Source organism: Candidatus Chlamydia sanziniae, assembly GCF_001653975.1.
GTDB lineage: Bacteria > Chlamydiota > Chlamydiia > Chlamydiales > Chlamydiaceae > Chlamydia > Chlamydia sanziniae.
In genome coordinates this window covers 247,036-260,823 of record NZ_CP014639.1, presented here as the reverse complement: position 1 = coordinate 260,823, position 13,788 = coordinate 247,036, and the positions used below count along the sequence as shown (strand labels likewise).

Below are 13,788 nucleotides of genomic sequence, written 5' to 3'. Positions count from 1 at the left end.
GTGTGCCTAACTCGCGAAAGAAACGAGCGGAGTGTGATTGGCTTTTGAAGAGCTACCAAATAAGATTTCCGGGAAAATTACCAGAGGGATATCTTTATAGGTAATTGCATGGTTGGGAGGAATTGCTTTATAAAGTAGATCTTGTACATAAGAATATTGTAGATTCAAGTTATCAATAAGAAGAGGTGAAGCTGCTTCAGTATAAGTCCCTAAGAATGTTTTCCCTTCAGAGATCGCTAGGGTTAGAGGAAATAACGGATGCCTAGGGAAACCCTTCAGCCAAGGGATACCAAGAAATAAACGTATAAGCATAAATTCCTTCTTATAAGTGAATATTTTGTATTTTGTCAAAAAATATGGAGACAAGAGACACTGATGAATCGTGAGGAAGCACAGCTACGCGATAATGCCGTAGTCAACCTGTATCAAATTGGAGCCATAAAATTCGGGAAATATACCTTGGAAAATGGCGAACACACCCCAATTTATGTTGACATGCGTTTAGTCATCTCTTCTCCCGAAGTCCTACAAACCATGGCGACTCTAATTTGGCGTCTCCACTCTTCTTTTAATAGTAGTTTGCTCTGCGGAGTTCCCTATACAGCATTGACGCTCGCTACTTGTATTTCTTTAAAACACAATATTCCTATGATATTACGTAGAAAAGAACTACAAAACTCTAAGAACTCTGATGTAATCAAGGTAGAAGGACTTTTCACTCCAGGCCAGACTTGTTTGGTAATCAATGATGTTGTTTCTTCTGGAAAGTCGATCATAGAAACTGCACTTGCATTAAAAACACACGGAATCGTTGTACGCGAAGCCTTTGTGTTCTTAGACAGACGGTCAGAAGAAAAACGTGCCCTTGGTGACGAAAAAATCAAAGTGAGTTCTGTATTTACTCTATCCTCTCTTGCAACAGCTCTCATCTCTAGCGGTAAGCTTTCCGAAAGTGATGTTGCTATCGCTACTAAGATTCTTGAGGATTTTAAGATAGAATTTTAGCTTCTTTAATAAGAACTTCTTATTCCTTATTTCTTTTTAATTAAAATGACAGCGTCTTGTTTATATTAGCCTTTTTATTTGTTTCTAATTTAAAATTAACATTAATATAGGCTCTACAAATGATAAAAAATAGTTTCTCAAGTTATTCTTCTAATTTTAACTTCCCTCATATTTATCGAGATAAGGTCGGTGTGATTATCTTATGCGGAGGTGAAGGAAAAAGGCTCTCTCCTTTAACTAACTCGCGCTGTAAACCTACTGTATCTTTTGGAGGACGGTATAAACTCATTGATGTCCCTATTTCTCACGCAATTATGGCAGGCTTTTCAAAGATTTTTGTTATAGGACAATACCTCACCTATACTCTGCAGGAACATTTGTTTAAGACCTACTTTTATCATGGAGTTTTACAAGATCAGATACACCTCCTTGTCCCTGAAGGACGCCAAGGAAATCAGGTATGGTACCAAGGAACTGCAGATGCTATTCGACAAAACCTTCTCTATCTCGAAGATACTGAAATTGAATACTTTCTAATTTTATCGGGAGATCAACTGTATAATATGGATTTCCGAGTCATTGTGGATATGGCCTTTACTTCACAAGTGGATATGGTTCTTGTTGCTCAGCCAATTTCAGAGAAAGATGCTTCTAGGATGGGCGTTCTCCAAATTGACACAGAAGGTAAACTTGTAGATTTCTATGAAAAACCACAAGACATAGAAACTTTAAATCGTTTCCGTCTATCGGCAGAAAACCGTCGCGCACATAAATTAAATAAAGATAGTGGAGAATTCTTAGGCTCTATGGGAATTTACCTATTTCGTAGAGAAAGTCTATTTCGTTTACTTGCTGAAGAAAACGGTGAAGATTTTGGAAAGCAACTCATCCAAGCACAGATGAAACGAGGCTATGTCCAAACACTTCTCTACGATGGCTATTGGACCGATATTGGTACTATAGAATCATATTATGAAGCTAACATTGCGTTAACGCAAAAACCCCAAACCTTAACACAAGGACTGAATTGTTATGACGATAGGGGCATGATCTATAGTAAGAACCATCACCTGCCTGGGGTTATTGTCAGCGATTCTTTAATTTCAAACTCCTTACTTTGCGAAGGTTCTGTGATTGATTCGAGTCATATTGCCCATAGTGTTGTAGGTATTCGTGGGATGATAGGAGAGAATTCCGTAATAGATCATTCTATTATTATGGGGAACGCTCGTTATGGTTCTGCAACGCCTACTCCTTTAGGCATTGGAAAAGATTGTGAGATCTATAAAACCATTATTGATGAAAACTGTTCCATCGGTAATGGAGTAAAACTTACGAATCGTACTCACTATATTGATTACGATGCCCCGGATGGAAAACTCTTTGTAAGAGATAACATTGTTATCATTCCTCGAGGAACTCGAATTCCTGATAATTATATCTTCTAAAAACTTTTTTTAAGTAAATATTCTCATTTAAGAGAAATTTGCTTTTTATCGATAAAGTCTTTAGATTACTAGTAAAGTCTTAAGCTTTTTAACCGTGATTCTTTTATATGCACATATATGGTTTGGCTGATCTACATCTTTCTTTAGGGGTGCCTCAAAAAACTATGGAGGTATTTGGAGAACCTTGGATAGGATATCATAAAAAAATTCGTGAACAATGGAAAGCTAGAGTCACACCTAAAGATATTGTCCTCATCGCAGGAGATATTTCCTGGGCTAAGGATCTCTTAGAAGCTGAACGTGATTTTGCCTTTGTTGATGCATTGCCAGGAACTAAATACATGATTCGTGGAAATCATGATTATTGGAGCTCGGCTTCAACAAAAAAAATCCGCATGGCTTTACCTCCTTCCCTAAATTATTTAACTTCAGGATATGCCCAGCTCTCCCCCGAACTCGCTGTTGTAGGTGTTCGACTTTGGGACAGTCCTACTATACATATAGCGTATACGTGCCAGGCATTTTCCACTCAAGTTCAGTCTAAACCTTACACAGAACACGATGAAAAAATTTTTCTGCGAGAATTTGGACGACTCAAAAAAGCCTTAGATTCTCTTCCTAAAGAAGTAACGCAGGTCATTGTTATGACACATTATCCCCCTATCAGCAGCGATGGCTCTCCAGGGCCTGTTTCTGAGTTGTTAGAAGCTGACGGTCGGGTCTCGTTATGTATTTTTGGTCATTTGCATAAAATACACCAGTCCATGCGTGTTTTTGGTAAAATCCGTGGGATAGATTACGTTTTAGTTGCTGCGGATTATGTAAATTTCATTCCCCAAGAGATCTTGTGAGGATTCTAACTGGTAAATATAAGGGTAAGTCCCTAAAGACTTTTTCTAATCATTCGATTCGTCCAACGTCGGGTCTTGTTAAAGAAGCGTTCTTTAACATCTGTGCTTCCCACATTAAAGGTGCTGTCTTTTTAGATCTTTTTGCAGGGATCGGGGGCATCGGATTTGAAGCTTTAAGCCGTGGAGCCGCGCATGTTGTATTTGTTGATAACTCTCCACGTGCTGTGCGTTTACTCCATGCAAATAGTCAGCTCTTAGATACAGAACTCCCGATCACTATTCTTAAGCAAGATGTAAAGATAGCTATGCGAAAATTAGTCAAAATGGAGCGTTCCTTTGACCTTATTTACATTGATCCTCCTTACGAACTCGAAAATGCTTATGTAAGTTCTCTATTAGAAGAGATCACCAAGTATCATATTCTCAATACTACAGGTATGCTAGTTCTAGAAAATGCATCCCATGAAGAAATCCTTATTCCTGGATTAGTACTAAGACGCAAAAGAAAACTTGGTGGAACATCTCTATCCGAATATTGTAATACAAGAAACATAACGCTAGAATTTACAAAAACTCCATTATCTTCAGGAGATTGATAGTAAGTTGCACCTTAAGGGAGGCATTACTTTTACTGGGAATTGTGTATTTTTAGGATTTGTTTTTCTAAATTCTTTCCTAAAGAAGGAATAGATAGCATACTAGATAAAAATTTCTTATCTAGAATATGATGCAAAGAGAAGGAGAAAAGAGGAGGGATCAGCTTAACGTGAAACTCAAGTTTTCTTGGAAATTAAATTTTATAGCGTGTTTGCTGGCTCTAGGGTTGATTTTTTTTGGGTGCTCTCGAGAAAGGAAAGAACTGTTTGTAGGTCGCGATGTTACCTGGTTTCCTAAACAGTTTGGTATTTACACATCGAATATTAATGCTTTTTTAAATGACTTAATCTCTGATATCAACCATCGTGAAAATCTTAATATTACTATCGTGAACCAGGATTGGATTCATCTTTTTGAAAATTTAGATGAGCATAAAACCCGAGGAGCCTTAACTTCCATATTACCCACAGTAGAAATGCTCGACCATTACCAGTTCTCAGAGCCCATTTTATTGACGGGACCTGTTCTCATTGTTGCTGAAAATTCCCCGTACCATTCCATACAAGATCTTAAAGGACGCTTAGTTGGCGTCTATAAGTTTGACTCTTCTGTTCTAGTTGCTCAGGACATTCCTGAAGCAATCATTACTCCTTATCCACATGTACCTATCGCTTTGGAAGCCCTTATGTCTAACTGCTACGATGCTCTTTTAGCTCCAGTCATCGAAGTAACTTCGTTAATAGAGACTACGTATAAAGGAAGATTGAAAATTATTTCTCGGCCATTGAACCAAGATGGACTGCGACTAGTTGTGCTGAAAGGTATCAATAATGAGCTCCTTGAAGGGTTTAATGCAGGATTACTAAAAGCACAGCGTTCAGGAAAATATCAAACCATAAAACAACAGTACCGTCTTCCCTAGTTTAGGTTTTATTTTATTAATATATTGGCATTTACTGTTGGTGAGGTTCGAATGATTTCTACTAAAGTAGAAATCCAGGAAGGGGACATACTAGAAATCGCAGGGAGTCGGAAGGCCTGATATCCTCGTACTTGTAGTATAGGAAGATATTTTTGTTCTATTTCATATAAAGTTTCCAAGTGATCAAAAATGAAACCAAAAGGAATTAAAATAACATAGGGTTTTGTGGTCTGTAAGTTTCGACATACAGAAACTGTTGCTGGTGAGAGCCATTGTCCTGGACCAAATTTAGATTGGTAACAAAGTAAGCTTTTTGCTTCTTTAAACATGGAAGCAATCGTTACAAAAGACTCCTCACATTGTTTGGCATAGGGATCTCCCTGGCGAACATATTTTACAGGGAGTCCATGAGCAGAAAATAAGAAGCAACATTCCTTTTCTAAGATTTTTTGGTGGTGAAGAAAATTTCGTAGATGACACGCCAGGGCAGAAATAAAACTCCTATGACTTCCAAAATAAGGAAGCCATGAAATGGATCGCTCAGGGATATGCATGTGGAAAAAACGTACAATACTTCCTGTAACAGCATAAGTGAAATGGGGAAATAATGGCACGCCTACAATAGGAAAAGAACATAGCGATCGCAAGTGACTTAACGTTCTTGCATGTGTACTGGGTAAATAACGATGAAAAGGAATTACAGGAGATTGCAATGCGATGGCAAGAGTTTCTGCAAGATCTTCGGTATCAGAATATATTGGGGACCAACTTTTCAAGGATTGATATTGGGGAAGAACCTTGGTAACGCGTTTTTTAGCAATGAATGCAAAAAACTTTTTATGCAAATATGAAGGCAAACATGTGCCTGTAACATCTCTATCTGTCAGGAGAGTGGTTAAGAAATCACTCAATTCACCGGAATGACGTGGCCCCCCAAAGTTTGCTAATATGTAGATAGAAGTGCTCATATAGAAAAAGCTGTGGTTAGCACTAAGGAGATCCTTTGGATTGTTGAATGAAAGCAACTCATCAAATTATTTTCAATAAAATTATTTATAAGTCAGCAAATTTATGAAGCGGCTAGGTTTCCAGTCCAGTTTAGAAGCTCTATGTAACACGACAAGCCAGCGCTTGCGTCAATACCTAATCAAGCACAGCTTATTTGTTTGTGGGGCTTTTTTGCTTATGGCCCTTGAACTCAGCATCTTCATTTATTTTTTCTTATTTTCTGGAAAAACTGTAGTTCCTGCATTTTGCTTAGCCTGTTTTTTCTTAACCCTATTTGCATGTCTTGTCTTTCGTCTTTATCTGCTTTCAGGGAAAGCAGATGTTTTTGAAGAACTATCCTCAGAATATCTTCACGCAACTCTTGCGTTAGTAAAACATAAACATAATGTTGTTGAAGAGCAGGCTCACCTTGCTGCTGCAGCAACTAAGCTTTCAGTAAATCTTCAAAATGAAGAATATACGATTCTTCCTTATGTGCTAAGATGTCTTCCTCAGCGCGATGTCATTAGGAAATTCAGCTGCTTTTGTTTTTGGGAAGATTATTTTCTTTTCCGTGAATGTCTGTTGCAAAAGGCTGTGGATGCTTATATCAAAGTTGTCCAAGCAATTCCTATAGATCTTGGGGCTCATGTGTCTCTTGCTGACGCCTACGTAGCCCTTTCAGGGCTTTATGCTGACCCAAGAAAATATCCAGAGTTTGATTCAAATTATTGGGTGCCTCCCGGGCGCTATAGCGAGAATATTCAAGAAAAATTTTTTGCAACAGCGCGACGAGCGATTGAAGAATTTAAAATTTTAAATGAATATGCTCCGGGAAATGCTTGGGTACATGCACAATTAGCTTATAGCTACCATGACCTGCAAATGCCTCTTGAGGAAATTCAGGAATATGAAATTGTTTTGAAACTTAAACCTAATGATATTGAGACAATGTCTAAATTAGGAATTCTCTATTTCCAACAGGGAATGAATGCACGAGGACTACGTATTTACGAAGAATTAAAAAAAAGAGATTATAAAAAGTCTCAAAAATTAATTAAATTCTATGGTGTAGAGTATAATAAAAGCTAGTTTTTTTCTTTTTTTTCTAATAAACTAAATATCATGAATTGGGTCTGTTTTAAGACTACTTACACAATAGAGCAAAGTCTTCTTTATCGAATAAGCGTTTCTTGGAAAACAAACTTTTCTGTGCGTACCCGCTATGAAATAGCGTCTGCTATAGCAATTTTGGGGTTGCTGATAGCACTGTGTTCCTCAGCAGCCATCAGCTTGATTTATTCTGGGCAGCCTCTAAGTCTAATATTGATTGAAGGGTGTCTTACCTTAGGCTTGGTGCCTCTCTCTGTAGCCATAAGCTTGTTAATTATAGGAATTCTTATTCTATTATACGGTATTTGTTTATTCCCACGGCAGCGGGCACGGTAATTTAATCCCATTCTAGTAATAACTTTTTTAATTGCAGATTATTTTTCTTTTTTCATATAGTGCGTAGAAACTTGTACGCCAGTTGCTATTTTGTAATAGATTTGATCACTTAATTTAGATCAATTTTTATTACTTCAGCTGGTGTATTTTCAATTAGGAGAATAAATATGAAAAAATTAGTCCCATTCCTTTTTTTAACTTTGAGTCTGCCTTGTTTGAGTTGTTCTGTTCTTGCCTCTGCGAAATGCTCTTATGCATTTGACGAATATCACGATCAGTACGATGCAGATGATGATGCTGAAGACAATTCGAATTCCAGTATGGAATCTGATGGAAGCTTTGATGAAAACCTTGATGAAAATCTTGATAAAGAATTTGAAATGCCTTCAGACAATCCTGAAGAGCAAGAACAGTCACAAGAACAGTCACAGGAACAATCAGAAGAACATTCATAAGAAAATAGGCGTTTTTAAATAATAGAAACAGGAACATATATATTCCTGTTTTTATTTTTTAATAGTGGTGTAATAATTTTTTATTCTTTTTAAGACTTTAGGTAATTTTTGATCTATGTACCATGATAAATGCAATGTAGTCACGTCAAGTTTAAGGGCTTGACCACATATTTTCACGAACTGTCAAAGCTTATGGAGCTTTGACAGGGGACTTGCCGTATATGAATAAAAGGTGTGTATTAGACAAAATTATAAAAGGCATTTTAGCAGGCTCTTTGATTTTGTTGTATTGGTCATCAAATTTACTTGAAAAAGATGTTAAGTCTATCAAAAGTAATGTCCGCGATGTTCAGGATGATATTCGTGAAATTTCACGGCTTATTAAACAACAGTCTTCTCAAACGTTAAATCTTTCACCTAACCCTGCAATAGTTTCTAGTATTGCCTGTAATAAAACTTTAAGTATGGTCTACGGTGATTCCACATATCGTAACCTACTCTCTCCTGATCCTTACATGCAGCAATCTTTACCGGATTTGTTAGGAGTTAACTTTACTTCGAAAGGTGTATTGCGTACAGCACATGTAGGCAAACCAGACAATTTAAACCCATTTAATGGTTTTGATTACGTTATTAAATTCTATGAACTCTGTGTCCCTGCTTTAGCAAACCCTCATGTAGGAAAATATGAGGAATTTTCTCCAGGCCTTGCTGTAAAAATAGAAGAGCATGCTACTGTTGATGGTTCTGGAGATAAAGAGTTTCATGTGTACTTACGTCCCCATGTATTTTGGTCTCCGATTAACCCTGGATTTTTCCCTAAACACGTGCAGTTGGATAAGAAGTTTTTACAGCCTCACCCAGTGACTGCCCACGATTTTAAGTTCTACTATGATGTAGTTATGAATCCCTATGTGGCAACAATGGGAGCTGTTGCTTTACGCTCCTATTTTGAAGACATTATTTCTTTTACTATAGAAAATGACTTGAAATTTGTAGTGCGATGGAAAGCACATACCATAGTAAATGATGAGGGACAGGAAGAACGTAGAGTACTCTATTCTGCCTTTTCCAATACACTTTGCTTACGACCCCTTCCTTGTTTTGTTTATCAATATTTTGCTAATGGAGAAAAAATCATTGATGATGCTCATGATTCTGACATTTACAGGAAGGATTCTGTCTGGGCACAAAATTTCGTAGCTCATTGGGCAAATAATTACGTTGTGAGTTGCGGAGCTTTCTATTTCGGAGGACTAGATGATGAAAAAGTCGTTTTCTTGCGTAATCCCGATTATTACGATCCCTTAGGAGCTCTTGTTGAAAAGCGTTACGTCTATTTTAAAGATAGTACAGACGCCTTATTTCAAGATTTTAAAACAGGGAAAATCGATATTGCTTATCTACCTCCAAATCAAACAGACAATCTCCAAAACTTTATGAAGAGTCCAGCTTATACTAAGCAAGCTGCTAAAGGTGAGGCTATTCGTGAATTGGTTGCCTCCGACCGTGCATATACTTATATAGGTTGGAACTGCTATTCTTTATTTTTCCAAAGTCGTCAGGTACGCCGTGCTATGAATATGGCGATTGATAGGGATAGGGTTATTGAGCAATGCCTCGGAGGGCGAGGACGTACCATTAGTGGTCCATTCGCCCATTATTCTCCCTCTTATAACCAAGAGGTCGAAGGATGGCATTACTCCCCAGAAGAAGCTATTCGTCTACTAGAAGAAGAGGGATGGATAGATACTGACGGTGATGGCATTCGTGAAAAAGTAATCGATGGTGTTGTCGTCCCCTTCCGTTTTCGATTATGCTACTATGTGAAAAGTTTTATAGCGCGTATGATCGCAGATTATATGGTCACGGTTTGTAAAGAAATTGGCGTGGAGTGTAGCCTGCTTGGGTTAGATATGGCAGATCTTTCATACGCTTTTGACGAGAAAAATTTTGATGCTCTTTTAATGGGATGGTGTTTGGCTTCGCCTCCTGAAGATCCACGCGCTCTATGGCATTCCGAAGGTGCTATGGAAAAAGGCTCCGCCAATGTTGTAGGTTTCCAAAATGAGGAGGCTGATCTCATTATTGATAAGTTAAGCTACGAATACGATCCAGAGGAACGTGTTCGGTTATATCATCGTTTTCACGAAATTATCCATGAAGAGGCCCCCTATGCTTTTCTCTACGCACGATATTATTCCCTGCTTTATAAGGATTATGTAAAAAATGTTTTTATCCCAATACATAGGGTCGATTTAATCCCAGAAGCTCAGGATGAAACAATAAATATTGATAAGGTGTGGTTAGATAAGAAGGAGGAAGAGTGTTTAAGTACATCTTAAAACGCCTTGTGTTAATCCCTCTAACCTTGTTCGCTATTATTTCTATAAATTTTGTGATTTTAAACGCAGCTCCTGGAGATGTTATAGAGGACCAATCCGTCGATTCTTGCGGAGAAGCAGGAAAATCAGAAAAAGTCCGTACCTATAAAGGTCCTGATCGTTATTTGCAATTTCGGGAGCATTATGGATTGACATTGCCCATTTTTTTCAACACACGTCCTAAGCTATCGCATAAACAGATTCAAACAGGGATTCAAGAATTAATAAATAGTGCACAGAGTAAAAATGCTAAGGGGGAGAAGTTTTCTACTTTAAAAATCTATTGGGGAGATCGAGCCAAATTTATCATGCCGATATTATTGTTTGAAGCCGGTAATCTTTCTGAAAATCCGATCTATCGTCATGTAGCTGCAGATTTGTTTATTCGTGGGGGAATCCGCCAAGGGATTGTTAGCACGAAACTCACACCAAAGCAAAGAGAATATAATCGAGAAGTGTCAGAAAGTAACCTCTTGTTAGTTCGGCAACTTTCAGAAGAAGATATCAACACTAAAGTAGAAGTATTAAAGAAGTGGTTTCGAGATTCTGGAGGCATTGAAGCTTTTTCTTATAACACTCGGAGATCATGGAAAATTTTTTTCTGTGAAACCCGTTTTGCTCGTTATATGTCTCGCATTTTACGATTAGATTTTGGCACTTTACGTAATGATGGACATAAAACAGTAATTTCAGAGGTCTTTAAACGCTTGCGCTCCTCTTTAGTATTGTCAATCTTGCCTATGATTGTTGGGTTCGTGTTATGTCAATTTTTCGGCATGATCATGGCGTTAAAAAGAAACCGATTGGTTGATCATGTCTTGAATTTCATATTCCTTATTTTGTTTTCAATCCCTGTATTTGTTGCAGTTCCATGGATTATAGATAATTTTGTTATTAACAAAACTATACCTTTTACTTCAATTCCCATGCCCTACAGTGGCTTACGTTCTCCTCCAGAGATTTTTAATGAATTGAGTACTTTCGGACGTTTGTTAGATTTGATTGTACACGGTTTCCTCCCTTTTTGTGCGGTAAGTTATGGTGCCTTCGCTGCTCAATCACGCTTGAGTCGTTCGATATTTCTTGAAATTCTCAGTCAAGATTATATCTGTGCAGTTAGAGCTCGTGGCATATCCCGTATGGATATTCTATGTAAGCATGTGGGAAAAAATGCTGCTGCCTCATTAGTCACTTCCTTAGCATCATCAATGGGAGCTTTACTTGGCGGCACTTTGATAGTCGAAACTTTATTTGACATAGATGGCTTTGGAAAGTTTTTCTATCACGCCATTTTAAATCGTGATCACAATGTAGTTTTATTCTCCGTGCTTATGGGGTCAGCATTGTCCCTGATAGGATACTTGATTGGTGATATTTGTTATGTACTTTTAGATCCTCGCGTACGGCTAGATGGGAGGAGGATGTAAGTGGATTCTCCTCTTTCTTTTTATCATCGTTTTTGTTCTGCATATCGTAAAAATTTTTTAGCTTCGTTGTCCTGGAAATTTTTCATTACCATTGCTGTTATAGGAATTTACGCACCCTTATTTGCTAGTAGTAAACCTCTGCTTGTTCGATGGCATGGAGAATTCTTTTTCCCCTTATTAAGATACTTATTGTTCCGAGGATACTATACAAAACCTGTGGATTTGTTTTTCAATGTCCTCATGTTGACATTTCCTTTTTTCTTACTTTCTTGGAAGCTCTGTCGTGGGTATGTACGTTGTTGGTTTCTGGGAATTCTTATAGTCGTCCACATTACTGGTTTTGTCTGGGTATATCATGGCAAAATACAAGATCCTACGGCTGCAGAACAGCTCAAGAAGGCACGTGCAGAGAGAATTCGTGAAAATATTGTAATAGTCAATTCCGAAACTTTAATGTTGCTGCCCAAAGAGGCACGTACTTGGGAAATGGAACAGCATTATATGAGTAAATATGAGCAGTTGAATATCCTTACTAAGACAAAATATCGGAAGAAACAGGATCATGTCCTGAAGAAATATCGCGTCGCTTTTGAAGGACACCGCAGCATTGCTATGCCCACATTACGCTATTTAGAAATGAAAAATGAGGATATCTGTCTTACACGGCTTCAACAACAAATGTCTAAGCTACAGCGATCTTATGAGATAGCACAACAAGCATGGAATCGTGCTATCGATAACTACCGCCCCTTTGCCATGGCATTAACACGAATAGAGTATGATTTCAACCTCGCCATGTATAATAATTGGTGGAGACAACTTGAAGAGTTGCGAGTTGCTTATGCAGATATAGAAAAACAAGCAGAGTCGCATAGGAATTATTTGTTAGAAACACGCCAGGTAATCGAAAAGTATACAAAATTGCATAGCGCTGTAACGTTTATTCAGAACAAGCGTGCATGGATAGAAAAAGAATCTGAAGAACTCCACATTCTTATTAGTCCATTTTTTAGTAGCTTTCATTGGGAAGACGATGCAGGCGGTTCTCGTGAAATGAACAAATATGTGGCGTGGTGGCAACTCACAAGAATCACTCGTAAAGATTTACTTGCTTCTTTGATTTTTGGTATTCGCATTGCCCTTCTTGTTAGCAGCATTGGAGTGGCAATAGGGTTAACCCTCGGTATCATGATTGGGTTGGCCGCAGGATATTTTGGAGGTATCGTAGACATGGTCCTGTCTCGTTTTACTGAGATTTGGGAAACCATGCCTATGCTATTTATTTTAATGCTTGTTGTTGCCATTACACAAAAGAAATCTCTAATATTGAACACAGTATTGTTGGGTTGCTTTAGCTGGACAGGGTTCAGTCGTTATATTAGAGTTGAAGCATTAAAGCAACGGGATATGGCTTATGTTCTGGCAGCGAGTAACTTAGGCTATAGCCATTACTATATTATGGTACATCAAATACTCCCCAATGCCATTGTTCCAATAATCTCTCTATTGCCCTTTACTATGATGGCGATGATTAGCTGTGAAGCAGGACTTACCTTTTTGGGTCTTGGTGAGGAGTCTTCAGCATCTTGGGGAAATCTTATGCGAGAAGGTGTTACAGGATTTCCCGCAGAAAGTATGGTCCTATGGCCTCCAGCACTCATGCTCACGGCTTTGTTAATTGGTATTGCATTGATAGGCGATGGTGTGCGAGATGCCTTGGACCCTCGTCTCCAGGATTAAAAAGCATTTTCAAAATTTATAAGGATGTTTCGAATGGAAATGCCTGCTACATAGGACGATGATCCACAAGTCCTTACTACTCTATGACAGGGGATAAATAACAAAAAAGGATTGTGTTTGCAGGCACTACCTACCGCCCTAGGATGGGTATGAGTATTCTTAGCAATCTCAGCATACGTACACTGTTCTCCAAAGGGAATTTCCGCAATACAATTCAAGATTTCCCTCTGTTTTGGAGATAGTAGACCTTTAGCGAGGTATGAGCATAGAGAAGTATGTTTTTTTTCAGCGTAACCTGAACTCCAAAAGACGACTTCTTCCATGACTTTATGTGCGCCAGGCCCTAAAAATAAACAGGAAAATACTGGAGCTACTGTAAGTTGAGTTTTTATAATAATATTGTTATGAAAGTGTACGATGAGTTGTATTGGGGGAGTATTAGCAACAAGAAGACCCTGAGAGCAAGCTTGTGATAACGAATGCTTCATAAGCTTAGGAATGAGTAAATTTTCGGCCATAGACA

General features: G+C 38.1%; 14 protein-coding genes. 11 read left to right on the top strand and 3 right to left on the bottom strand.

Annotated elements, in window-relative coordinates; genetic code table 11:
* Nucleotides 1-6: 6 nt before the first annotated feature.
* Nucleotides 7-312, bottom strand: a complete 306-nt coding sequence (locus Cs308_RS01060; protein WP_066481549.1) for a hypothetical protein — start codon at nucleotides 310-312, stop codon at nucleotides 7-9.
* A gap of 60 nt (nucleotides 313-372) precedes the next feature.
* Here Cs308_RS01060 and Cs308_RS01055 point away from each other — a divergent pair, with 60 nt between their 5' ends.
* The 5 genes from Cs308_RS01055 (at nucleotide 373) to Cs308_RS01035 (ending at nucleotide 4,823) form a co-directional block, all read left to right on the top strand.
* The gene (locus tag Cs308_RS01055; RefSeq protein WP_066481547.1) at nucleotides 373-1,005 is read left to right on the top strand and encodes an orotate phosphoribosyltransferase; all 633 of its coding nucleotides are present in this window, start codon (nucleotides 373-375) and stop codon (nucleotides 1,003-1,005) included.
* A gap of 119 nt (nucleotides 1,006-1,124) precedes the next feature.
* Nucleotides 1,125-2,453: a sugar phosphate nucleotidyltransferase gene (locus Cs308_RS01050; protein WP_066481545.1), complete on the top strand. Its 1,329-nt coding sequence runs from the start codon at nucleotides 1,125-1,127 to the stop codon at nucleotides 2,451-2,453.
* 107 nt (nucleotides 2,454-2,560) lie between these two features.
* Nucleotides 2,561-3,304, top strand: a complete 744-nt coding sequence (locus tag Cs308_RS01045; RefSeq protein WP_066481542.1) for a metallophosphoesterase — start codon at nucleotides 2,561-2,563, stop codon at nucleotides 3,302-3,304.
* Nucleotides 3,301-3,900, top strand: coding sequence for a 16S rRNA (guanine(966)-N(2))-methyltransferase RsmD (gene rsmD / locus Cs308_RS01040; protein WP_066481540.1), 600 nt, complete (start codon nucleotides 3,301-3,303; stop codon nucleotides 3,898-3,900). Before Cs308_RS01045 ends, rsmD begins: the two co-directional genes overlap by 4 nt.
* A 170-nt stretch (nucleotides 3,901-4,070) precedes the next feature.
* Entirely contained in the window at nucleotides 4,071-4,823 is a 753-nt protein-coding gene (locus Cs308_RS01035; RefSeq protein ID WP_066483331.1) for a transporter substrate-binding domain-containing protein, read from the top strand.
* An 8-nt stretch (nucleotides 4,824-4,831) separates the two neighbouring features.
* Here Cs308_RS01035 and hemH read toward each other — a convergent pair whose 3' ends face one another.
* Entirely contained in the window at nucleotides 4,832-5,791 is a 960-nt protein-coding gene (gene hemH, locus Cs308_RS01030; protein ID WP_066481536.1) for a ferrochelatase, read from the bottom strand.
* 103 nt (nucleotides 5,792-5,894) lie between these two features.
* On the opposite strand from hemH, the gene Cs308_RS01025 reads away from it, so the two are divergent.
* The 6 genes from Cs308_RS01025 to Cs308_RS01000 all read left to right on the top strand — a co-directional run bounded on the left by Cs308_RS01025 (nucleotide 5,895) and on the right by Cs308_RS01000 (nucleotide 13,265).
* Nucleotides 5,895-6,902 (top strand): tetratricopeptide repeat protein, encoded by a 1,008-nt coding sequence (locus tag Cs308_RS01025; protein WP_066481534.1) that lies wholly within the window; start codon nucleotides 5,895-5,897, stop codon nucleotides 6,900-6,902.
* Nucleotides 6,903-6,935: 33 nt separating this feature from the next.
* Nucleotides 6,936-7,259, top strand: a complete 324-nt coding sequence (locus Cs308_RS01020; RefSeq protein ID WP_066481533.1) for a hypothetical protein — start codon at nucleotides 6,936-6,938, stop codon at nucleotides 7,257-7,259.
* 167 nt (nucleotides 7,260-7,426) lie between these two features.
* On the top strand, nucleotides 7,427-7,714 hold the full coding sequence (locus tag Cs308_RS01015; RefSeq protein ID WP_066481532.1) for a hypothetical protein: 288 nt from the start codon (nucleotides 7,427-7,429) through the stop codon (nucleotides 7,712-7,714).
* Between the two features lie 221 nt (nucleotides 7,715-7,935).
* Complete coding sequence (locus Cs308_RS01010; protein WP_066481530.1) at nucleotides 7,936-10,059, top strand: ABC transporter substrate-binding protein; 2,124 nt, start codon at nucleotides 7,936-7,938, stop codon at nucleotides 10,057-10,059.
* Nucleotides 10,041-11,525, top strand: coding sequence for an ABC transporter permease (locus tag Cs308_RS01005; RefSeq protein WP_066481528.1), 1,485 nt, complete (start codon nucleotides 10,041-10,043; stop codon nucleotides 11,523-11,525). Before Cs308_RS01010 ends, Cs308_RS01005 begins: the two co-directional genes overlap by 19 nt.
* On the top strand, nucleotides 11,526-13,265 hold the full coding sequence (locus tag Cs308_RS01000) for an ABC transporter permease (RefSeq protein ID WP_066481526.1): 1,740 nt from the start codon (nucleotides 11,526-11,528) through the stop codon (nucleotides 13,263-13,265).
* Here the strand turns inward: Cs308_RS01000 and Cs308_RS00995 are convergent.
* On the bottom strand, nucleotides 13,262-13,783 hold the full coding sequence (locus Cs308_RS00995) for a methylated-DNA--[protein]-cysteine S-methyltransferase (RefSeq protein WP_066481524.1): 522 nt from the start codon (nucleotides 13,781-13,783) through the stop codon (nucleotides 13,262-13,264). The genes Cs308_RS01000 and Cs308_RS00995 overlap by 4 nt on opposite strands.
* Between the last annotated feature and the right edge of the window lie 5 nt (nucleotides 13,784-13,788).